General features: G+C 66.2%; 21 protein-coding genes. 17 read left to right on the top strand and 4 right to left on the bottom strand.

Annotated features, from left to right (window positions below):
• The first annotated feature begins 68 nt into the window (after positions 1 to 68).
• Entirely contained in the window at positions 69 to 1,319 is a 1,251-nt protein-coding gene (locus GGQ54_RS00300; RefSeq protein WP_179443572.1) for a PIN-like domain-containing protein, read from the top strand.
• A gap of 55 nt (positions 1,320 to 1,374) precedes the next feature.
• Entirely contained in the window at positions 1,375 to 1,983 is a 609-nt protein-coding gene (locus GGQ54_RS00295; protein WP_246292492.1) for a relaxase domain-containing protein, read from the top strand.
• 78 nt (positions 1,984 to 2,061) lie between these two features.
• Here GGQ54_RS00295 and GGQ54_RS00290 read toward each other — a convergent pair whose 3' ends face one another.
• Positions 2,062 to 3,111, bottom strand: a complete 1,050-nt coding sequence (locus tag GGQ54_RS00290) for a DUF4062 domain-containing protein (RefSeq protein WP_179443571.1) — start codon at positions 3,109 to 3,111, stop codon at positions 2,062 to 2,064.
• A 373-nt stretch (positions 3,112 to 3,484) separates the two neighbouring features.
• On the opposite strand from GGQ54_RS00290, the gene GGQ54_RS00285 reads away from it, so the two are divergent.
• The 7 genes from GGQ54_RS00285 (at position 3,485) to GGQ54_RS00255 (ending at position 10,217) form a co-directional block, all read left to right on the top strand.
• Entirely contained in the window at positions 3,485 to 3,814 is a 330-nt protein-coding gene (locus GGQ54_RS00285) for a sulfate permease (RefSeq protein WP_246292490.1), read from the top strand.
• A gap of 53 nt (positions 3,815 to 3,867) precedes the next feature.
• The gene (locus GGQ54_RS16625) at positions 3,868 to 4,374 is read left to right on the top strand and encodes a helix-turn-helix domain-containing protein (RefSeq protein WP_218843567.1); all 507 of its coding nucleotides are present in this window, start codon (positions 3,868 to 3,870) and stop codon (positions 4,372 to 4,374) included.
• Between the two features lie 12 nt (positions 4,375 to 4,386).
• Positions 4,387 to 5,889 carry a hypothetical protein gene (locus tag GGQ54_RS00275; RefSeq protein WP_179443569.1) on the top strand — a complete coding sequence of 501 codons (1,503 nt, stop codon included), beginning with the start codon at positions 4,387 to 4,389 and terminating at the stop codon, positions 5,887 to 5,889.
• Positions 5,886 to 6,806: a DNA adenine methylase gene (locus GGQ54_RS00270; RefSeq protein ID WP_179443568.1), complete on the top strand. Its 921-nt coding sequence runs from the start codon at positions 5,886 to 5,888 to the stop codon at positions 6,804 to 6,806. Before GGQ54_RS00275 ends, GGQ54_RS00270 begins: the two co-directional genes overlap by 4 nt.
• Positions 6,806 to 7,873, top strand: a complete 1,068-nt coding sequence (locus GGQ54_RS00265) for a hypothetical protein (RefSeq protein WP_179443567.1) — start codon at positions 6,806 to 6,808, stop codon at positions 7,871 to 7,873. Before GGQ54_RS00270 ends, GGQ54_RS00265 begins: the two co-directional genes overlap by 1 nt.
• 43 nt (positions 7,874 to 7,916) lie before the next feature.
• Entirely contained in the window at positions 7,917 to 8,927 is a 1,011-nt protein-coding gene (locus GGQ54_RS00260) for a hypothetical protein (RefSeq protein WP_179443566.1), read from the top strand.
• A gap of 435 nt (positions 8,928 to 9,362) precedes the next feature.
• Entirely contained in the window at positions 9,363 to 10,217 is an 855-nt protein-coding gene (locus tag GGQ54_RS00255) for a hypothetical protein (RefSeq protein ID WP_179443565.1), read from the top strand.
• A gap of 499 nt (positions 10,218 to 10,716) precedes the next feature.
• On the opposite strand, the gene GGQ54_RS00250 is transcribed toward GGQ54_RS00255, so the two are convergent.
• Complete coding sequence (locus GGQ54_RS00250; RefSeq protein ID WP_179443564.1) at positions 10,717 to 11,325, bottom strand: NADPH-dependent FMN reductase; 609 nt, start codon at positions 11,323 to 11,325, stop codon at positions 10,717 to 10,719.
• Positions 11,326 to 11,420: 95 nt separating this feature from the next.
• Between GGQ54_RS00250 and GGQ54_RS00245 the strand changes: the two genes are divergently transcribed.
• Positions 11,421 to 12,062: a TetR/AcrR family transcriptional regulator gene (locus GGQ54_RS00245; RefSeq protein WP_179443563.1), complete on the top strand. Its 642-nt coding sequence runs from the start codon at positions 11,421 to 11,423 to the stop codon at positions 12,060 to 12,062.
• 110 nt (positions 12,063 to 12,172) lie between these two features.
• Here the strand turns inward: GGQ54_RS00245 and GGQ54_RS00240 are convergent, their stop codons facing one another.
• Positions 12,173 to 12,724, bottom strand: a complete 552-nt coding sequence (locus tag GGQ54_RS00240; protein ID WP_179443562.1) for a hypothetical protein — start codon at positions 12,722 to 12,724, stop codon at positions 12,173 to 12,175.
• Positions 12,725 to 12,785: 61 nt separating this feature from the next.
• Here GGQ54_RS00240 and GGQ54_RS00235 point away from each other — a divergent pair, with 61 nt between their 5' ends.
• The 5 genes from GGQ54_RS00235 to GGQ54_RS00215 all read left to right on the top strand — a co-directional run bounded on the left by GGQ54_RS00235 (position 12,786) and on the right by GGQ54_RS00215 (position 17,059).
• Positions 12,786 to 13,397, top strand: a complete 612-nt coding sequence (locus GGQ54_RS00235; protein ID WP_179443561.1) for a TetR/AcrR family transcriptional regulator — start codon at positions 12,786 to 12,788, stop codon at positions 13,395 to 13,397.
• Positions 13,394 to 13,627, top strand: a complete 234-nt coding sequence (locus tag GGQ54_RS00230) for a hypothetical protein (RefSeq protein ID WP_179443560.1) — start codon at positions 13,394 to 13,396, stop codon at positions 13,625 to 13,627. The genes GGQ54_RS00235 and GGQ54_RS00230 overlap by 4 nt, the downstream gene beginning before the upstream one ends.
• Before the next feature lie 84 nt (positions 13,628 to 13,711).
• On the top strand, positions 13,712 to 15,229 hold the full coding sequence (locus GGQ54_RS00225) for a nitrilase-related carbon-nitrogen hydrolase (protein WP_179443559.1): 1,518 nt from the start codon (positions 13,712 to 13,714) through the stop codon (positions 15,227 to 15,229).
• Positions 15,219 to 16,388: a histidine kinase gene (locus GGQ54_RS17520; RefSeq protein ID WP_179443558.1), complete on the top strand. Its 1,170-nt coding sequence runs from the start codon at positions 15,219 to 15,221 to the stop codon at positions 16,386 to 16,388. Before GGQ54_RS00225 ends, GGQ54_RS17520 begins: the two co-directional genes overlap by 11 nt.
• Positions 16,388 to 17,059, top strand: a complete 672-nt coding sequence (locus tag GGQ54_RS00215) for a response regulator transcription factor (RefSeq protein ID WP_179443557.1) — start codon at positions 16,388 to 16,390, stop codon at positions 17,057 to 17,059. The genes GGQ54_RS17520 and GGQ54_RS00215 overlap by 1 nt, the downstream gene beginning before the upstream one ends.
• 7 nt (positions 17,060 to 17,066) lie before the next feature.
• Here the strand turns inward: GGQ54_RS00215 and GGQ54_RS00210 are convergent, their stop codons facing one another.
• A complete protein-coding gene (locus GGQ54_RS00210; RefSeq protein ID WP_179443556.1) occupies positions 17,067 to 17,636 on the bottom strand; it encodes a M15 family metallopeptidase in 570 nt (189 codons plus the stop codon).
• Positions 17,637 to 17,722: 86 nt separating this feature from the next.
• Between GGQ54_RS00210 and GGQ54_RS00205 the strand changes: the two genes are divergently transcribed.
• Positions 17,723 to 18,418 (top strand): response regulator, encoded by a 696-nt coding sequence (locus tag GGQ54_RS00205; protein ID WP_179443555.1) that lies wholly within the window; start codon positions 17,723 to 17,725, stop codon positions 18,416 to 18,418.
• A gap of 2 nt (positions 18,419 to 18,420) precedes the next feature.
• Complete coding sequence (locus GGQ54_RS00200; protein WP_179443554.1) at positions 18,421 to 19,530, top strand: sensor histidine kinase; 1,110 nt, start codon at positions 18,421 to 18,423, stop codon at positions 19,528 to 19,530.
• The last annotated feature ends 49 nt before the right edge of the window (positions 19,531 to 19,579 follow it).

Genomic DNA, 19,579 nt, shown 5'->3' with positions numbered 1-19,579 from the left:
GTCGCCACTGAGGCGGCGCGCTGGTCGTAGGCTGACACCCAACGACGAACGGGCGCTGAGGAGCGAGAGTGGGCAGAGGCGGGTTGTACTCAGGTTTTGAGGCGTACCGCGTCCTCACAGCGGAAGACATCAAGAGAGCGCTCCAGCACGGCGTCGTTGCCCTTGACACCAATGTGTTGCTGAATCTCTACCGGTACAACGAGAAGACTGTCGATGACTTGCTGCGCGTGGCCGAGGCTGCCGCAGAGCGCCTCTTCGTACCGCACCAGGTGGTCAGAGAGTTCTGGCGTAATCGCCAGTCGGTCATCGCGAGCCTAGGCAGCGCGTCCAGGGACGCCCAAGCAGCGCTGGCGAAGAACTCGACCTCAACGAAGGACGCGATAACCCGTTGGGCCAAGAGTGTTGCCCTTCCTGGTGCGGAAAGGGCCAACCTGACCAAAGAAGTGGACGACTTCTACGACGGGTTGCGTGAACGAGTAGGTGAGGAGCCCATCAGAGTCTCCGCTCACGCGCCCACGTCCGAAGACAGCTTGTTGGCACGACTGGAACAATTGCTGGAAGACTCTGTTGGCCCCGCGCTCTCGGAAGAGGACTGGAAGAAGGCGGTCGAAGAGGGCGAACGACGGGTAGAGAACTCGATCCCGCCTGGCTATATGGATGTAGAAAAGCTTGAGTCTGACCTCCCGGAAGGGGCGTCAGGGGACTATCTTGTCTGGCATCAACTGCTTCTTGAGGGCGGTGAGCGTGGAGTCGACCTGGTGCTTGTGACCGCAGACACGAAAGAAGATTGGTGGAACCGGGCAGATCGAGGGTCGATCATCGGTGCCCGCCACGAGCTGGTCGACGAGTACCTTCAAGCGACTAAGTGTCGGTTCTTTCTTCTCGAACCAGCGGACCTGATCAAGCACTCTTCGGCGCTGAATGTGGGAACCAGCCTTGAGTCCGTCCACGACATCGAGCGAGTGCGTGACGAGGAACCAGAGCATGTCCCGTGGAGCGCTGACGCGGCGAGAGCAGTTCTGAGGGAGCTCGATTCTCAGGGTCATACGCAGGCTGATGTGATCAGAGAAGCGATTGCGAATGGCGGAAGAATCTCGCGGGCGCGCGTCTATGAACTGGATAATCGTGACGAGAGCCAGATGCTGCGTGGATTCACGCGACCCGTCAAGCGCGTCACGGCCGAACTTCAAGCAAAGGGGGATGTGCCATACGGCGTTCCCGCTTTGCTCGACGCCGTGTATGAGACTGGCGTGAAGTCGTCTCACTTTGCGGTACCCCATGAGGTCGTGGGGCTGCTTGGCGAGGAGCGCCCTATCTAATAGCTCCTCGAAGTGAGTCGCGCACCTGGGTGGTGTGACCGTCTCGATGCGGGTGATGAGCGCGGGCGATGGCTACAGATATCTCCTGCGTACGGTCGCGGCTGCGGATGGCGACCGTGAGCTGTCCACGCCGTTGACGAGGTATTACGTGGAGGAGGGAACACCGCCAGGCCAATGGTTCGGCGCTGGTGTCACTGGTCTCGGGAAGGGGCAGCTCGCGGTCGGTGATCGGGTGTCGGAGGCCCAGCTCCAGCTCTTGATGGGCATGGGCCGCGACCCGATCACCGGCGACCCGCTCGGGCATGCGTTCCCGGCCTACAAGTCGGTGCCGGAGCGGATCGACGCCCGGATCGCCGACCTCGACCCCGGCCTGAGCCCAGGCGCGAAGGGGGAGGCGGTCGCGCGGATCGAAGCCGAGGAGACCGAACGCGGCAAACGGCGGGCGGTGGCCGGGTTCGACTTCACCTTCTCGATCCCGAAGTCGGCCTCAGCGTTGTGGGGCATCACCGACGACATACCCCTGGGTGCCCTGCCCGCATCGACCGCGCAGAAGATCGACGCCGCCCGCGCGAAGACCGCCCTCGACCACGCCAGCCGAATCATCAACAGCGCGGATGAGCCCACGACGCGTCGCACGCAGGAGCGGGACTCGCTCAGTCTGTAATCACATGAACCTGAAGCAGGCTTGGCCGATCCACAAGACCCGCACCACGCAGGTCCATCCCCTGAGCGCCCGTCTCGATCACAGGCCCATCACGGTTCCGTCGATCGAGACGGGGGCTGGGTCAGGTTCGTTCACATAGACCTGCGGCGGGGTCCAGGTGGCCCGTAGCCGGCGTGCGCCTTGGTGGGAGGGGCCGAGCGCGAACGAGTCGATCCTGGACGCGGCCTGGTCAGTGATCAGCCGCTCAGCGAACAGGAGGCGCGCCACCGGACGCAGGACACTGTCGTCCAGGCCCAGTCCCCGCAGCGATGCCAGCGGATCGATCGGGCGTGCCATCCACCCCATCTGCTGGCCAAGCAGCGAGGTGCCGAACAGCCCGTCGGACAGCGCCCGCTGCCCGACCTCGTCGGCCGATACTCCGTTGATGGATGCGCGCATACTCGAGCCCCGCTGCTCCTGTGCGACCAACGTCAGCCGCTCCTCATGACCAATCGTCGAGACGGTCCTGGTGGACAACTCCACGATCTGCACCGACAGCGCCGTGTGAGGGGAGGCGAACGGGACACCGCCGGCCCGGTTGTCCCGCAGGCGCACCAGCTCGGCATGGACCGCGTCGCTGCGCACCGCCGCAGTAAGTGAGATCGTCTTCCCGTCGTTGGTGATCTCCCGCGCACGAAACAGTGTCCGGCCCACCCGCACCCACGGCGCCAGTTCCTCCGCCGCCAACTCCTCCAGACGACGCCGCACCCGCCGACCGAGGTCGTCCGGGTCACTCCACGGGCTCGTCGTATACAGGTTGCGGGCGCCCTGAACCAGATCGCGCTGCGCACCATCCATCTCCCCGCCGGTCTCGCCATGCACGAACAGACACAGCCGCAGGCCGTTGCGCTCGGCCTCCAAGAACTCCGCATGCGTGGCCGAGTACCCGTCAGGCATCCGCACGCCGTAGCGCGAACCCCACATGCCCACGTAGACCTCGGAGCTGCGCACCCCGGAGAGGTAGGCCTGCTCGGCCGAGACGTCCTGTGCTCCGAGATCCTCGAACATCACCGCCGTCGCCCCGGCCGACTCGATCGCTGCCCGCACCGCGGCCCGCTCGTCGGGCATGTCGGTGATCAGGCTGGACACGAACACCCGCCGCCCGCTCGCCCACGCCCGCACATCCTCCCCGGCGGCAGCCAGGGAGGCCGAGCGCTGGTCAATCAGCAACGACGCATTATCCATGCCTCAAGTCCACCACGGACACGCCCAGACGCGGAGCGCACACGCGAGCGTTGGGGCGGGCAAGCTCGCCTTGCCTCTTCCGGGTGTCTGCGCGGCGTCGTAAACCGGCTGCCGAGGCGGCCTCTTATGTGGTGCTGTCGCTCCTTGCGACGGTATGACCTTCCCGGCAACGGGCGGTCCTTTCAGGTTCTTGTCGCCGAACCTTTGAAGAGGTCTGTCCATGCTCCGACTTATCTGGGCTCTCAGCGTCCACACTCGCTACTTCCTGCGCCGCTACATGCCTACCAACATCCTGCTCGACGCGATCCGCACCCGCCGGGGACTGCGCTGGGGCCTGCCGGCGATGCTGCTGGCCATCCCGTACCTGTACACCGCGAACCTCTGCGTGCAGCTCATCGCCGGCGGCGGTCTCGGGTGGCTGCACCTGATCGTGCTGCTGTTCATCTACAACGCGATGAAGTTCGTCATTATGGGGCCGGTCAGCCTCGTCCTCCTGCTCCGCGCCCGCCTCCGCGAGCACGCCGCACGCCGCCGCGAGCAGCGGGCCGGCCACCGGCCCATGGTCGCCGCCAGGTCGGGCGGGTCACGGCGCCCGCGCGGACGGTGAACTGTCGTTCGTCGTAGCGACGCCGGGCGGTCTTCTTCACGTACGTGCCCATCATGCACCTCCCCCTCCTGCACAAGCTCTGCGAAGCCCTGATCCGCCTCACGCTGCAAGAGGTCGGTCAGTCACGGGGACACTGCGGCGACCGGGAGGCTCTCGATGCCTATCGGGCTTCCTCGTTCCCTAACGCGACGAACCGGCTTTCCCTCGCGGGCAGCACGGGCGGCACCGCCACTCCGCGTGGACCGACGTCGCTGACGGCTGTCGCTGATAGCCTGACGTTAGACCCCGCAAGAGGAGCGTGCGAGAAGATGGCGGAAGAACACGAAGTTCTCACGACGGAGGAGGCTGCCGCGCTGCTGCGCGTGAGCACCAAGACCGTGCTCGCGCTCGCCCGCGAAGGCTCCCTGCCGGGCGAGAAAGTTGGACGGGCCTGGCGCTTCCTCCGCAGCGACGTTCTCGCAGTGGTCCGAGGCGGCAAGGACACCGCGAAGAGTGGGGGAATGAGTGACAGCACGCGATACCGTCCGCACGTCCCTTACCAATCGAGACGCTCTCGCTGAACGGAGGACGTCATGATCGACATGTCTACGTGGGAGGAGTTGGTCGTCGACGTTGTCAACGACGTCCGACTCGACCCGCGCAACGTCCGACTCGACATCCCCGAAGGCGTTCCGGAATCCGACATCGTCCAGGACGTGTTCACCAACGAGAAGGCACTGAGCCTCGTTGAAGGTATCGCCAAGGTCGGCCTGCTGACACACGAGGTTCCCATCGTCCTGGAGCGTGACGGTCAACTGATCGTGGTCGAGGGAAATCGACGTGTCGCCGCGCTGAAGGCTATCCAGAACCCGTACCTCGCGCCCGATCACCAAGCGCGCATCGGAAAGCTCGCACAGGCGGTGCCCGATCGTGCCGCGATCCGCCGTATCACCGTCAAGAAAGCGCCTTCGCAGGACGATGCCGACCAACTCGTCGCAGCACTTCACACCGGCAATCAACGCGTGGCGTGGGGTCCCGCCAGGCAGGCCGCGTTCTTCCAGGCGCAGCTCGACGCCGGCAAATCGCCGGAGGAGCTGATCGCCCAGTACCCAACCATCGACGTCCGGAAGTTCATCACGCGGAGCAAGATTCTCGAACTGTTCCGCAACGTCACCTACGACGACCCGTCATTGGGCGACTACGCACGCAAACGCCGCTTCCCGGTGTCGACCCTCGCGCGCCTCTACGAGAACGAGAGATTCCTCGACCTCGTCGGAATCCACATCCAGAACGGCACTGGAGAGGTCTCCCTCGTGTCCAGCGCCGGCTTGTTCAAGCGAGTCGCGACGAAGATCGTGAGCGACATCCGCGACGGCGTGATCAACACGCGTACCCTCAACAAGACCTCAAGCGACCGATACGTCGAGTACATGGATGACCTGCGCGACCTGCTCGAAGAGCATAAAGACGACGAGCCAGCTAACGGCGAGACGGCCAGCACACACTCCGAGGCGTCGAACTCCCCGGCGAACGGGAGTCAGCCCCCGGGCTCCGACGGTCAGGGCCAGGGATCGCAGGCTCATGACGGCGCAGTTGGCGACTCTCGCGGATCGAACGACGCTGGACGGGACAAGCCGAAGCCGCTTCCGCGGAAGAGGAACTATCTGAACACCGACAACCTGACGGTCCCGACGTCGTTCCCCGCTTCGATACACGAGATCGTGAAGGAATTGTCGGCGCTCAACATCCAGCGCTTCCCAAACGCGACACTTGACTTGCTCCGGACTTTCCTGGAAAAGACGATCAAGGCTCACGCCGAGGTGCTCGGTGAGGAGATCAAGAGGAGCTCGAACGAGCAGGGATTTGTGTACCTCTCGAACTGCCTCGTTTGGCTCGAACAGCACTTCAAGTCCACCGGACAGACCGCATTCATCCAGCCTGTTCAGAAGATCCGAGGTGGACGTTACGGCTTCGTGGGCTCCAAAGCACAGCTCGATGCCACCAACCACAACCATCACATTTTTGCTACACCCGACGACGTTCGTGAATGCTGGGCGACCATCGAAGGAGTCATGAAGACGGTTCTCAAGCCATGACCCAGACAGCGACATCTGTACGTAAACGAGTGACCATCTCACCGCTGCGTTACCCCGGCGGCAAAGGCCTGCTCTACTCACGCCTGCGGACCATTATCCGAGAGAACAACCTCACCTCAAGCGTGTACATCGAACCCTACGCAGGAGGTGCAGGCGCGGCCCTCGCGCTGCTCGTCTCCGGTCAGGTCGAGCGGATCGCGATCAACGACCTTGATCCTGCCGTGTTCGCGTTCTGGAACGCAGTCGTCACCCAGCCCGACGAGTTCACCGCGCTAGTCAATAGCGTCGAGCTCTCCGTCGATGAGTGGGAACGACAGCGCGAAGTCTATCTGACCTCCGCCCGCGACAACTACCTCCCGCTCGGATTCGCAACGTTCTATCTCAATCGAACCAACCGCTCAGGCGTCCTCAACGGCGGACCCATCGGCGGGAAGGACCAGACGGGCAACTACAAGATCGACGCTCGCTTCAACCGCGAAGGTCTGGCCGAGCGCATCCGCCTAATCGCGCTGCACGCAGACCGCATAGCCGTGACCAACGAGGATGGTCTGCGTGTCATCGAGCGGTACTCGGACCGCGACGACGCCTTCATCTACGCCGATCCGCCCTACTTCGAGAAGGCAGGATCGCTCTATCTCAACGCCTTCCGAGACTCCGACCACCGCGCTCTCGCGGACTGCCTCAAAGCTGTGCAACGGGCAAAGTGGATTCTCACCTACGACAACGTGCCGCAGGTCGCAGAACTCTACTCAGACCTGCGCAGGAGACTCTTCGCACTGAACTACTCGGCTCGCCGCGTGATGAAAGCCAGCGAAATCATGGTGTTCTCGACGGAACTGTCTATTCCCGAGGAGATTCAGTCTGCGCATGCCGGCCTCGTGCAGCTGGCAGACGCCACTACCGAAGGAGCACGCTGATGGCGCGGCTGGACAAAGCATCACCCGACATGCTCTCTCTCGACCTCGCGAACCCGCGCATCCCCGACGCGAAGTTCACCGACGAAGAAGCGGCAATCGCCTACCTCTACGCACAGGCCGACCTGGGCGAGCTGATCCAGTCCATCGGCAACTCAGGGTGGCTCGACTTCGAGCCTCTCATCGTCGAGGAATCAACACGGACCGTCGTCGAGGGCAACCGGCGCCTCGCGGCCTTGCGCATCATCGCGAGCCCCCACCTCCAGCAGCAGTTCAAAGTGACGCTGCCGCAGCCACTACACGCGAACGCGATACCGACCGAGATCCAGGTCAACTATGTCGGTAGCCGCAAAGAAGCGCGCGACTTCATCGGCTTCAAGCACGTCAACGGCGCCTTCAAATGGGACTCCTATGCGAAGGCTCGATTCGCGCATTCATGGCTCCAAGACGGAGACGACATCGACGAAGTCAGCCGCAGGCTGGGCGACGGACACAACACGGTCAGCAGACTCGTCAACGGCGTTGTGGTGCTAGAGCAAGCGGAGAAGACCAAGCTCTTCGACCGCGAACTCCGTTCTAGGACGTCTTTCTACTTCTCCCACCTCTACACTGCGCTCTCGACAGCCAACGTCCGTCAGTTCCTAGGGCTGCCTGAGAGCGACAACTCGGTGCTTCCGTCCCAGCCAGTGCCGGCATCGCACCGAGCGCATCTACGTGACCTCCTGTCGTGGCTCTACGGACAAAAAGACGAACCGGCGCTGATCAGGAGCCAGAACCCCGATCTCGGACGGCTCATCAACGTGTTGGGCAGCGAGCGTGCAATCCGCGTGCTCGAATCCAACCGTGACCTGGACCGCGCCTTCGATGTCGTCGAAGACAAGGCAAAGGCATTCGAAAAGGCGTTCTACCAACTCGCCAGCTCTGCCGAAGACGTCTCCCGAATCATCGCTCGTTACGATCCGAGGTCTGATCTGGTCGATGACGCGGAAGCAACCCTTCGCGTGGTGACCATCGTGGTCAATGCGATGAAAGAGGCACACCTCGGAGGCCGCTCTTCCGATGAGAGTTAATGCGCCTCCGGAGCGCTCAACGAGGAGCGTCGCGGCCGACTGGGTGGAACTGCACGCCCTCCTGAACGCGTCCGCCGCGAACGAACAGAGTCTGATCCGAAGCCAGACCGTTCAACGGGAGCCCGACCATGGCAGCCTCCTGACTGACATCGACGCTGAGCTGGTCGACAAAGAGATTCTGGAGCCCGAGAACGACGAGCTTTCCGAGCGCGTTTACGAGGAGCTTGCCTACCGCGAACGAGTGCTCGGCGCTCGGTATCCGTTCGAGCTTGTGCCGGAGTACGGCAAGTGGGCCCTCCGGCGTCGCGCAGCGGAGAGCGACGCCGAGGTCGCAGCACACGACTGCTACATCTGCTGCCTCCTGATCTCTGCGATCCACTCCGAGCTGCTGCCGACGAAGAGCGACCACGAGGTGTTCAAATCAAGCGCGAGAGCGCTACAGGTAGAGTCGTATCTGACGGCAGCCGAAGTGCTGGGCGGACGCGCCTACTGGTTCGGCTTTCCACGGCCCGACGGCTCGGGAATGCTCGAAGCGATCCAGGACCTCGCGTCGATGATGGGCACCGCTGTGGCGCCGGAAGAACGGCCATTGGGTCTATCTGCAAACGCTGCGGACGGCACCGTGGACATCGTCGCCTGGCGTCCGTTCCTCGACGGGCAAGCAGCGTCAATTGTCGCGTACGGACAGGTGGCTTCGGGCCGGAACTGGATCGCCAAGCCCATCAAGTCCTTCATCGACGGCCACTTTCTTCCCTGGTTCGACAAGGCGCCGTCGCACACGCACATCGAGATGCTCTTTGTGCCGTTTCCTCAGCACCACGAACAGCCTGAGGAGAAGAAGGAGGACTTCCGCGCCGTAGCTTCAGAGAAGGCCCGTCTTCGCGAAAACGACTACGGCGTGGTGATTGACCGGCTTCGGCTGACCGAACTCATGGCTTCTTCGAAGGCCAACGGCCGCTACAAAGTTGGCGATTACCAGACACACGAGGCCTTCACCTCGGCTTGGGTGCAGGAGGCGCTCGACTACGCTGCGGACGGCGCCCTTTCGGCATGAAGCACATACTCGCTCCCGGCAAGGCCGTTATAGACGGTCTAGAGCGTCTCGGAGACGCGCTGGGCTGCGAAGTCCGCCGAGAGCTCCGAGTGGGTCACAGTGCCGCGGTCGATCTATCGTGGACCGCAGCCGAAGTTAACGACGTTCAACCTTTAATATTCGAAGTGGAGTCAACTCCCTCCGCAGGTCTCGCGAATAACGCCACGAAGGTTTTTGGTAGCTCTCTCGACGAGTTTCCTCGACCGCTGTTCTTCTTCCATCTTGTGCTATCGGGAACACCCGATAATGCGCGAATCAGAAGCGCGGGAATATTGTGGGGTCAATACAACTACCGAGGCTATCGATTTCATGCTCCCGACGATCGGAAACGACTAGTCGCCGACGTGCTCGAACAGCATCGGCGAGTGCGTCAAGAAGTGTCGCCCCCGTTCAGTGGTGGACGCTCTCCGCGGTCGAGAACTCGATGATTTCTCGATCGCCGAGGCGGCATTATCGCGAATGGAAAAACTACGCTTCATTGCGCCCTACCTTCTTGGCTATGGAACGCTCGCGCTCAGGGATGAGCGCTTCTTTCCTCTCTACGCTCGGCGCCTACGCCCAATCGATCACAATCCGGCGAAATCAGGTGCAACGAGACTAGTACCAGCTCGTGCCACCCGTGAGATCGAAGAAGGTTACCTGGATGCGCCCGGAAGCTACATCCCGGGTCTTCTTGAAAGCGCACTGCGAATCTACGGCGGCGATGTCCTGGACTCCGAAGGGCCCGATCTGTTGGAACGCTGGGCGACAGGCAGCGGACCTCATATTCGGATGATTGATGCCGCCTTCGGGCTCAACCGCGACTGCGACCAGTTCGTTCTCATCTCCGCGCCTTTCCACTACGTCTGGGCGGCGACTGCTCTAGAGGTCCACCCTGAGTCTCGGGCATGGGTCTTGAGCGACTTGATGGAATTGGTAAGACGTGAGCACGACAAAGGTGTACACGGTCCTGTCTCTTGGCCTGCCATCATCTGGATGAGCCACCTCCTAGCAGGTCGACCCGCGCTCGGCTGCGCCCTCGACGTGGAATCCATGTACAGCGAGCTACAGCAGATCGTGGGTGAGATCGGAGGCATCCCAAAGGCGCTGCTTCTCGATCCGCCTCCGCCATACGGCGATCTATGGGGTGGGGGCGACATGGAGTGGATGGACGCAGATGGAGCCGAGGAACTGCCTGCCATCGAGCGCTTGCGCGAGTCCGTAGAGGCGCGGCTGGGTATAGATGGCAAAGCAACGTGGGGAGATAGGTGAAGAACTTGGGCTGGAGGTGATGGGTTCTTGGCGGACCTGCCTCTCGGCGCTGGTGTCACACGACGCGTACCTCCGCCCTACGAGCGAGTTGCTGCGCGTTGTCTATAGTCACGCTCGGTCCACAGAGGAATTTCGAGGCCCCGAGCAGACGTAGATGCGCTCCGCCAGTACATCGGGCTAGATCGGGGCGGTTAGGAGGAGTGGACCAATCAAGTGACCAACAGCTTGCAAACCCTGCAAGACTTGACCTGCAGAGCACGCTTCTGAAACAGAAAATCCCAGATCAGGTGGGCCACCAGCCTTCTTCCTGGCACCTGGGGGTCAAGGGGTCGCAGGTTCAGATCCTGTCAGCCCGACGTAAAAGCCCAGGTGAGAGTAGGTTTTCTTGCTTGGCCTTCGTCACGTCTAGGGCCGTCTCGCCTGGTCTGCCTCTGCCCACGGTCCTGTCGAACTTCCGGGTCGACTGCTCGCCCGTGACTCGTCCGCTGCGAAGGCCAGGTCAATACCTGGTTACCCGCAGCGGAGCGAGTGCTTCTGTCCAAGCGATGACCTCGTCGATCAGCGTGCTTAGCGCGGCCTCTTGGTGGGGGTTGGGCTTCAGTGCGCCTGGGTCGGTGGGGTCTGTGGGGTCGGCGAACTCGAACTCGGTGAACACGGGCAGTGCGACGTGGCTGCGCACGGTGGCGACCTTGACTTCGGCCAGGGTGAGTCTGAGGTGTTCGACTGCGCGTGTGCCGCCTTGCGTGCCGAGGCTGACGAACCCGGCGGCCTTGTTGCTCCATTCGCCGAACAGGTAGTCGATGGCGTTCTTCAGGGCCGCGGGCATGGAGTGGTTGTACTCGGGGGTCACGAAGATGAAGCCGTCGTAGCTACCGATCGTCTCTGCCCAGCGCTGAGTGTGGGCATTCTCGTACTGGCCCATCATGGGCGGCAGCCGCTCATCGAACAGTGGCAGGTTGTAGTCGGCGAGATCTACGAGGTCGACGCTCGCCTCGCCCGCGGCGATCGCGGGCTGGCTACGGGCGGACTGAGCCACCCAGTCGGCGACGGCGGTGGTTCGCCGCCCGGGGCGGGTGCTGCCGATGATGACGGCGAGGCGGGTTGTCATGGGTGCTCCTGGCTCTGGTCTTCCTTGGGGGTTGTCTGTCGCGTAGGCTACAACGGACGTAGCAATGCGTACAACGTAGAGTGCAAGGAGTGGAGATGGCCGAGTCGCAGAGTCCGCGTCCACGCGGCGGGCAGGCCGACAAGCGTCGGGCGATACTTGCCGGTGCACTGCGCGTGTTCGCTCGCGATGGCTACACCCGGGCCAGCATTGACGGCATTGCTGCCGAGGCGGGCGTTTCCTCACGCACGATCTACAACCACTTCGCCGACAAGGCGGAGCTGTTCGGCGTCGTCATCGTCGAGAGCACCGCGAGTGCCGCCGAGCTGCAGGTCGCGATCATCGAACGGCACCTGGCCAAGATCCTCGACCTGGAAGCCGACCTCATCTCCTTCGGTGAGGAGCTTGCCGTGCCGCCAGAGGGGTACGCCGAACACTTCGGACTCGTTCGCCAGGTCATCGCCGAAGCAGAGCACATCCCGGCCGAGGCCGTCACTGCCTGGCAGGAGGCGGGACCGCGCCACGTTCGCCGCGTCCTGGGGCAACACCTCGCCGCCGCCCAAGACCGCGGACTCTTGCAGGTCCCTGATCCAGAACTCGCAGCATCACAATTGATGTCGCTGCTCTCAGTGGTACACCCCACACATGTTGGGGACGCACCAGACGCCAAAGAGATCACCCGCATCGTGACCTCCGGCGTGGGCCTGTTTCTGCGTGGCTACCAGCCCTCGGCCAACTGAAATGGTCCCTGTGCGCCCATTCGATGAAGTCCGGCTTCGGGCGCGCCGGCAAGAAAATCTGGCTTCCGAACTCGTCCTGGGTCAGCCACGGAGCTTCCCGGGGCACAGGTCTACAGGTTGGCACACGCCGAGTTGGCCGCGAAGGGATCGCGGAGCTGGCGTTTGCGCTCGATCTCGCGGGCGAGTTTCGGGGCCGCGGTGTACGCCGCCTGTGCGGCCCGCGCGATCTGAGGCTGGGCGAGAGGATCGATGCGCGACGCTGCGCCCTCGATGAAGTCGGCGGCGTTGTCCACCGCCTGCTGGCGTTCGTCGAAGGCCCCGCGAAGGTCGGCGAGCACCGCTTCGCCGTCCTCGACCGGCGGCGAACCGAGTGCTTCGATGGATGCTCGTGCCGATCCGATCTGGGTGGAGACGGCCTTGAGATGCGACACGAGCTCGGCGGCCGTCGCCGGATCCGAGACCCGGGACCAGTCCAGCTCGCTTCGGCGATCGGCGGTCTCGGCAACCGTGCCGACGGCGGCGCAGGCACTGCCGACCCACGCCTCGACCGGGCCGCTCACGTTCTCACCGTCGCGGCGCTCAGGCAGTGCGCAGCCCGCCGTCAGGAGCACCGCGACGAGATATCCCGCCAGCACCGCGCCGGTCGGCATTCGAAGACCCATCCCGCCTCCTGTTGGTGATCTCGTGAACATCAAGCTAGCACAGGCGTGCTAGTATTCGTCCATGGCACGTGTGGACCATCAGCAACGGCGGCGCGAGATCGCGGAGGCGGTCTGGCGGTTACTGGAGAACGGCGGGGTCGAGTCGGCATCGGTACGCGGGGTCATCGCCGAGACCGGGCTGTCGTCGGGATCGATCCGGTTCTTCTTCTCGACCCAGGCAGGGCTGCACCAGTTCGCGATGGCGAGTCTTGCCGAGCGGGTCCGGGAGCGAGTCCGCGGCGCGACCGCCGAGCCCGATCCCAGCGCCCGCGCCCTGGCAATGGCGAGCGAACTGATGCCCCTGCGAGACGACACCGAGCGCGAGCTGTCCGTCTGGATGGCGTTCGTCGCGAAGGCTCGACACGACCCGGAACTCGCCCGCATCGTCGCCGAGCAGGCCACCGCCATCCGGGAGTTCCTCGCGAAACTCCTGTCCGATCTCGTGGCCCTCGGTCTTCGGGCCCCAGGCACCGACACCGGCACCGACGTCGCCCACCTGAACGCCGTCATCGACGGCCTCACCCTCGAACTACTGACCGTCCCGGAGCTGATCGACAGGGATCAGGCCGCGGCGCTGCTGCGACGCGCGCTGCTGCCCGGCGAGGAGCCGACCCGCAAGGAGGAGAACGCATGACCCAGCGAAGGCAGGCACCCGAGGCCCGCGCCCAGGCCACATCCGGGCGGTGGGCGCCGTGGTGGATCTATCTGATCGTGCTGTTGGGGACCAACTACCTGCGCAGCTACTTCCTGCCGGGCGGGTCGATGCCGCTGGCCGTCACGGCGGCGATCGCCATCGGCCAGGCAGTTGTGCTGTTCGTGATCATCACGGCGATCTGGCGGGCAACCCACCGCAGCGCGGGCTGAGTGGTTCGACGGTAGGGAAACCGGACCGCCAGCTCGTCGGTCAGCGCCACTGTGTAACGGGGCCCCTGCGGCTGGAATGATCACATGCCCTTCACCGATGCCCCGTCCACCACCGACCCCACGAACACCGATCCGGCCGCCGCGCCGAGGCGGGCCCGGCGTACCGCCTGGCTGATCGTCGGAGCGGCCGCCGCGATCCTCGCCGCGCCCGGCCCGTTGCAGGTCCCGCTGCTGATCTTCGTCGCCATCCCGGCGATGATCGTTTGGGGCCGCTCGGCGTCGTCGTGGCGTGCCGCTCTGGCCGGCCAGTGCGCGGTCTGGGGAGCCAGCACGGTCTGGACCTTCCTCAGTGCCGCCCTCGCCGATGTCAAGATCCTCGACCCGACCATTCTCGCGTTGTCGATCATGTACCTGCCGCTCAACGTCGTCCCGATGCTCGCCGACCGCTGGCTCGCCCGAAGCTTCCGCGACCGCCCGCTGCTCGCCAGCCTCGGCTACCCGACGGTGCGGGTGATCGGGGAGTACGCCTTCGCCAGCCTGATGCCGCTGGGCGGCGTGCTCGGGCTGCTCGGCAGCACCCAGGCGGAGTTCCCGGCGCTGATCCAGCTCGCGTCCGTGACCGGGGTCTGGGGCGTGTCGTTCATGATCGGCTGGGTGGGCTCGCTCGGCGCGGGCGTCCTGCTCGGCGGCCTCCGCTCGGCCGCGGCGCGACGCTGGTTCATCGGCCTGGCCGCGCTGGCGGCGGTGATCATCGGCGGCTCGATCCGGCTCGCGGTCGCCGACCTGGTGCCGGCCGAACGGGTCCGCGTCGCCTCGATCAGCGTGCCCGCCGAGCTGCGCAACACCGACACCGGCAGCGGCGCAGTCGCCCGGACCGAGGCGATGGTCAGCGCGACCGAACGCGAGCTGGAGGCCGGCGCGAAGATCGTCTCCTGGTCCGAGGCGGCCGGCCTGACGCGTACCCAGCGGGACCACGACGCCCTGCTGGCGCGGATCGGGGACCTGGCCGCCAGGCACGACGCCTGGATCAATCTGGGCCTCGGCCACGGCGAGCTGACCTCGCCGGAGGCGAAGGTGCGCAACCTCAGCGTGCTGGTCGGGCCCGACGGCTCGGTGGTTTGGACCTACGACAAGGCCCGGCCGATCCCCGGGTTGGAGGACAACCTGACCGCGGGGGATGGCAAGCTACCGATCGCCGCGACCCCGTATGGTCGGCTGACCACGATGATCTGCTACGACACCGACTTCCCGAGCACGGCCCGCGCCGCCGGCGGGGCTGACATCTTGTTGTCCCCGACGTTCGACTGGCCGGGCATCGAGCGCCTGCACGCGATGTCGGCGACGCTGCGGTCGGTCGAGACCGGCGTGCAGTTCGTCCGCTCCACTGCGGGCGGCTGGTCGATGATCATCGACGGCAACGGGCGCTGGCGTTCGGTGACTCCCGACGGGGACAGCGGCCAGACCGTGGTGCTGGCCGACGTTTCGACCCGCGGCGTCCGGACCGTCTACGCCGTACTCGGCGACTGGTTCCCCGCCGCCGCGGGCCTCGGCCTCGCCGGCCTGCTCGCCGCGGCCGTGATCGGGCGGCGCCGTGCCCGCTGAGGCGGACCGCCCCGGCGTGCCACGGGCGGCGGTCGGTCGGGCGCTTGGCTGCTGGGCCTACGCTCTGCTGACCGCCGCCCGGTCGATCGTCGCCTGGCCGGCCGTGATCGCGTCCACGGTGTTGGTGATCACCATTCCGCTGCTGCTGCCGATCGCGCTGGCCATCGCCGCGAGCGAGCGGGCGCTGCTCCCGCTGATCGGCCGGTACGCCCGGGACCGCCACCGACGCTGGCGGGGGCAGGGGGAGCGCTGGTGGCGGCTGCGCTGGTCGGAGGCCGCGACCCGCGACGACCTCCGTTACGCGGGCGCCTGGCTGGTCACGTCGCTGGTCGCCTGGGCCGTGCCCGCGCTGCTCGTCGGCGGCGTGATCTTCGCCCGACAGGCGGTGATCGGCCCCTGGCAGTGGGCGCTGCTCGCCGTGGGGCTGGTGACACTGTCGGGGGTGATCTCCTGGCCGGTGGCCGAGGGTCAGGGCTGGCTCGCCTCCCGGCTGCTCGGCGGCCGGGACCTCGACGCCGAGGTCGGCGAGCTGCGCGAGTCGCGAACCCGCTTGGCTGCCGCCTTCGAGGCGGAACGGATCCGGATCGAGCGCGACCTGCACGACGGCGCCCAACAGCAGTTGCTGGCGCTCGGCCTGACCATCGGGCTGGCGCGCGAGGTTGCTGGCCCCGAACGCGATCTGCTGCTCGACCGGGCAGCGGACGAGGCGGCGCTCGCGAGTGATCAACTCCGCACGCTGGTACGCGGGATCCGGCCCAGGGTCCTCGATGACCACGGCCTCGGGGCCGCCCTGGCCGAGATCGCGGGCCGGAGCGGGGGCACGGTAGCGCTGGACATCGCGCCGGTCCGGTTCGATCCGGCCGCGGAGAGCTGCGCCTACTTCGTCGCCATGGAGGCGCTGACCAATGCCACCAGGCATGCCGGGGCCACGCGGGTGATGATCACGATCACCGAACGCGACCGGGACCTGGTCCTCACCGTCGTCGACGACGGGCACGGCGGCGCCGTGGTGCGCCCGGGTGGCGGCCTGCAGGGCCTGATCGACCGGGCGGCGGTGCACGACGGCAGCATCGCGATCGACAGCGCGGCCGGCGGCCCGACGACGCTTTCGCTGCTCATCCCGGGCGCGCTGCGGCAGAGTGACGAGGCGGTGGGGTGATGAGCCGGATCGTGCTGGCCGAGGACTCGGTGTTGCTGCGCGAGGGACTGGTCGCACTGCTGCGCGGCGGCGGCGACGAGGTGGTCGCGGCCGTCGGGCGGGCCGACGAGATCGCCGGTGCGGTGGCCGAACACGAGCCCGATCTGTTGATCACCGACGTGCGGATGCCCGTGCGGGAGGGGTTCGCCGACGCACCCGGTGCCGAGGTGTCCGGCCTGGCCGCCGCGCTGGAGATCCGCCGCGACCGTCCCGACCTGCCCATCCTCGTGCTGTCGCAGTACGTGGCGGCCGCCTACGCCGCGCAACTGATCGACAGCGCGGGCCGGGCCGGGCTGGGGTACCTGTTGAAGCAGCGGATCGCCGACGTGGCCGAATTCCGGCGTACCGTCTCGGTCGTCCTCGCCGGGGGCACGGTGATCGACCCGGACGTGCTGCAGACCGTGCTCGCCGATGCCCGCCGCAATTCCCCGCTGCTCCGGCTCACCCCGCGCGAACGGGAGGTGCTCGCCTGCGTGGCGCGCGGGCTGTCCAATGCTCAGATCGCCGCCGAGCTCGTCGTGGGCGCGGCAGCGGTGGAGAAACACCTCGGCAACGTCTTCGACAAGCTCGGGCTCACCGCCGACGACGGCAACCGCCGGGTGCGCGCAGTCCTGGCCTACCTGAAGGGGTGACCGGGGCCTACCGCTCATTCGCCATCCTCAGCCGGGGATCGCGGGTCGGGTCGGCGTACCGGTCCGGGCAGCCGACCCGGGGCGCGTCCGGCCGCAACTCGAAGTGCCAGGGCTCGTTGCGGTAGATCCGGCACAGCCCGTAGCCCGCGCCGTGCCGGGCCAGCCAGGTCGTCGCCGCGGCCGGCCCAAGATCAACCGCGTCACCCGACACGTGCGGCGAGTTCTCCGGGGTGGCCACCCAGCGCGCGGCCGCCCGCGCCGACCCGTACTTCCGCACGGCCTCGTCCAACAGCCGTTGCTGGTACGCCCGGGAGCGCCACCCGCTGTTGACCGTGAACGAGACACCGGAGTCCTCGGCGTCCGTGGCCGCCCGCCGGAGCGCGCTCAGCAGCGCCGGATCGAGACGGCGGATGCCCGGATAGGAGTCGGCGAACACCCCGACACCATCCGGCAGGACGCCATCGCCCCAGGGCGATCGGGCCGAGCGTGCGGGGTCGGAACCGAGAATGATCGCGGCGAGGATCAACACGGAGGCAGCGACGCCGAATGCCGTGGCGCCGATCAGGATGCGATTCATGCGGCCAGTCAAGGCAGGTGCGCGTTGCCCGGTTGTATCCCGATTTCCTTACACCGACGATATCTGCGGCCTCCTACCATCGAGGCGTGCGCGTACTGGTCGTCGAGGACGAGCCCGATCTGGCGGAGGCGATCCGGGACGGGCTGCGTCTTGCGGCGATCGCGGCGGATCTGGCCGGCGACGGCGACACGGCGCTGGAGATGCTCGCCGTCAACAACTACGACCTGGCCGTGCTGGACCGCGACATTCCCGGACCGTCGGGGAACGACATCGCGGCCCACATCGTCGCCTCGGCGAAGCCGATCCCGATCCTGATGCTGACCGCCGCTGATCGGCTGGACGACCTCGCGTCGGGCTTCGAGCTGGGGGCCGACGACTATCTGACCAAGCCGTTCGAACTGCGCGAACTGGTGCTCCGCCTGCGCGCGCTCGACCGCCGTCGGGCGCACAATCGGCCGCCGGTGTGGGAGATCGCGGGCCTGCGGGTCGACCCGTTCCGCCGGGAGGTGTACCGGGACGGCCGCTATGTGGCCCTGACCCGCAAGCAGTTCGCCGTGCTCGAGGTGCTGGTCGCCGCCGGCGGGGGAGTGATCAGCGCCGAGGAGCTGCTCGAGCGCGCCTGGGACGAGAATGCCGACCCGTTCACCAACGCGGTGCGGATCACGGTCTCCGCCCTGCGCAAGCGCCTCGGCGAGCCGTGGTTGATCGCGACCGTGCCCGGTGTCGGCTATCGGATCGATCCCGCGTCATCGGACGGTACGCCGGCGGGCGAGGCGCGCTGATCATGGATCGCCGACCCGGCCCGAGTGTCCGCCTCAAGCTGACGCTCAGCTATGCCGGCTTCCTGATCATCGCCAGTCTCGCGCTGCTCGGTGCGGTGTGGGTCTTCCTGCTCCGCGGCCGATTCGTCGCCGGCACCGACGACCTGCGCACGCTCTTCTCCAATGTGTTGCTCCTGCAGGGCTACGGTCCGGCGGTGTTCGTGCCGGCCGCCGTACTGGTCTTCGCCTTCTTGTTGATCTTCGGCCTGGTCGGCGGCTGGTTCCTCGCCGGCCGGATGCTGGCGCCGCTCGACCGAGTCACGGAGGCGGCCCGGCTGGCGGCCGACGGCTCGCTGGCGCACCGGATCCGGCTACCCGGCCGCCGCGACGAGTTCCGGGAGCTGGCCGACGCCTTCGACACCATGCTCGCCCGGCTGGAGGCACAGGTCGAGGAACAGCAACGGTTCGCGGCCAATGCCTCGCACGAACTGCGCACCCCGCTGGCGATCACCGCAACGCTGCTGGACGTGGCCCAGGCCGACCCGGACCGCGACACCGGCGAGCTGATCGCCATCCTGCGCCGCGTCAACGGCCGCGCGATCGATCTGACCGAGGCCCTGCTGCTGCTCGGTCGCGCCGAGCGGGGCGGGTTCGGCCGGGACCCGGTCGACCTGTCCCTGCTCGCCGAGGAGGCGGTCGAGACGCTGCTGCCGCTCGCGGAACGGCGCGGCGTCGCGATCGAGCTCACCGGGGACGTCGCCGTCGCCGCCGGTTCCCGGGCACTGGTGCTGCAGTTGATCACCAATCTGGTGCACAACGCGATCGTGCACAACGTGGCCGACGACGGTCGCGTCGCGATCCGCACGTCGGCAGATTCCGGGCGGGCGGTGCTGATCATCGAGAACACCGGACCGTCCCTGGGCGCCGGGTTGGTGGCGACGCTCACCGAACCGTTTCAGCGCGGCACCGGGCGGGTGCGCGGTGATCATGCCGGAGTGGGGCTGGGGTTGGCGATCGCCCGCAGCATCGTCACGGCACACGGCGGCACCCTCGCCCTGCGACCACGGGCCGGTGGCGGGTTGCTCGCCTCCGTTGAGTTGCCCGAGTGGTCCGTCGAACGGGCGCAGTCCTGACGACTCCACCCGTTCAACCGACCAGACGCCCGGTCTTCCGCAGTGCGCT

This window comes from Naumannella cuiyingiana (assembly GCF_013408305.1).
Classification (GTDB): Bacteria; Actinomycetota; Actinomycetes; order Propionibacteriales; family Propionibacteriaceae; genus Naumannella; species Naumannella cuiyingiana.
The sequence above is the reverse complement of the archived record's forward strand: the minus strand, read 5'-3'. Positions and strand labels throughout refer to the sequence as shown.

Coding starts and splice junctions, on each gene's coding strand:
- GGQ54_RS00295 (WP_246292492.1), top strand. CDS start 1,375: ATGAGCGCGGGCGATGGCTACAGATATCTCCTGCGTACGGTCGCGGCT.
- GGQ54_RS00285 (WP_246292490.1), top strand. CDS start 3,485: ATGCCTACCAACATCCTGCTCGACGCGATCCGCACCCGCCGGGGACTG.
- GGQ54_RS16625 (WP_218843567.1), top strand. CDS start 3,868: ATGCACCTCCCCCTCCTGCACAAGCTCTGCGAAGCCCTGATCCGCCTC.
- GGQ54_RS00275 (WP_179443569.1), top strand. CDS start 4,387: ATGATCGACATGTCTACGTGGGAGGAGTTGGTCGTCGACGTTGTCAAC.
- GGQ54_RS00270 (WP_179443568.1), top strand. CDS start 5,886: ATGACCCAGACAGCGACATCTGTACGTAAACGAGTGACCATCTCACCG.
- GGQ54_RS00265 (WP_179443567.1), top strand. CDS start 6,806: ATGGCGCGGCTGGACAAAGCATCACCCGACATGCTCTCTCTCGACCTC.
- GGQ54_RS00250 (WP_179443564.1), bottom strand. CDS start 11,325: ATGACAACCCGCCTCGCCGTCATCATCGGCAGCACCCGCCCCGGGCGG.
- GGQ54_RS00245 (WP_179443563.1), top strand. CDS start 11,421: ATGGCCGAGTCGCAGAGTCCGCGTCCACGCGGCGGGCAGGCCGACAAG.
- GGQ54_RS00240 (WP_179443562.1), bottom strand. CDS start 12,724: ATGGGTCTTCGAATGCCGACCGGCGCGGTGCTGGCGGGATATCTCGTC.
- GGQ54_RS00235 (WP_179443561.1), top strand. CDS start 12,786: ATGGCACGTGTGGACCATCAGCAACGGCGGCGCGAGATCGCGGAGGCG.
- GGQ54_RS00230 (WP_179443560.1), top strand. CDS start 13,394: ATGACCCAGCGAAGGCAGGCACCCGAGGCCCGCGCCCAGGCCACATCC.
- GGQ54_RS00225 (WP_179443559.1), top strand. CDS start 13,712: ATGCCCTTCACCGATGCCCCGTCCACCACCGACCCCACGAACACCGAT.
- GGQ54_RS00215 (WP_179443557.1), top strand. CDS start 16,388: ATGAGCCGGATCGTGCTGGCCGAGGACTCGGTGTTGCTGCGCGAGGGA.
- GGQ54_RS00210 (WP_179443556.1), bottom strand. CDS start 17,636: ATGAATCGCATCCTGATCGGCGCCACGGCATTCGGCGTCGCTGCCTCC.
- GGQ54_RS00200 (WP_179443554.1), top strand. CDS start 18,421: ATGGATCGCCGACCCGGCCCGAGTGTCCGCCTCAAGCTGACGCTCAGC.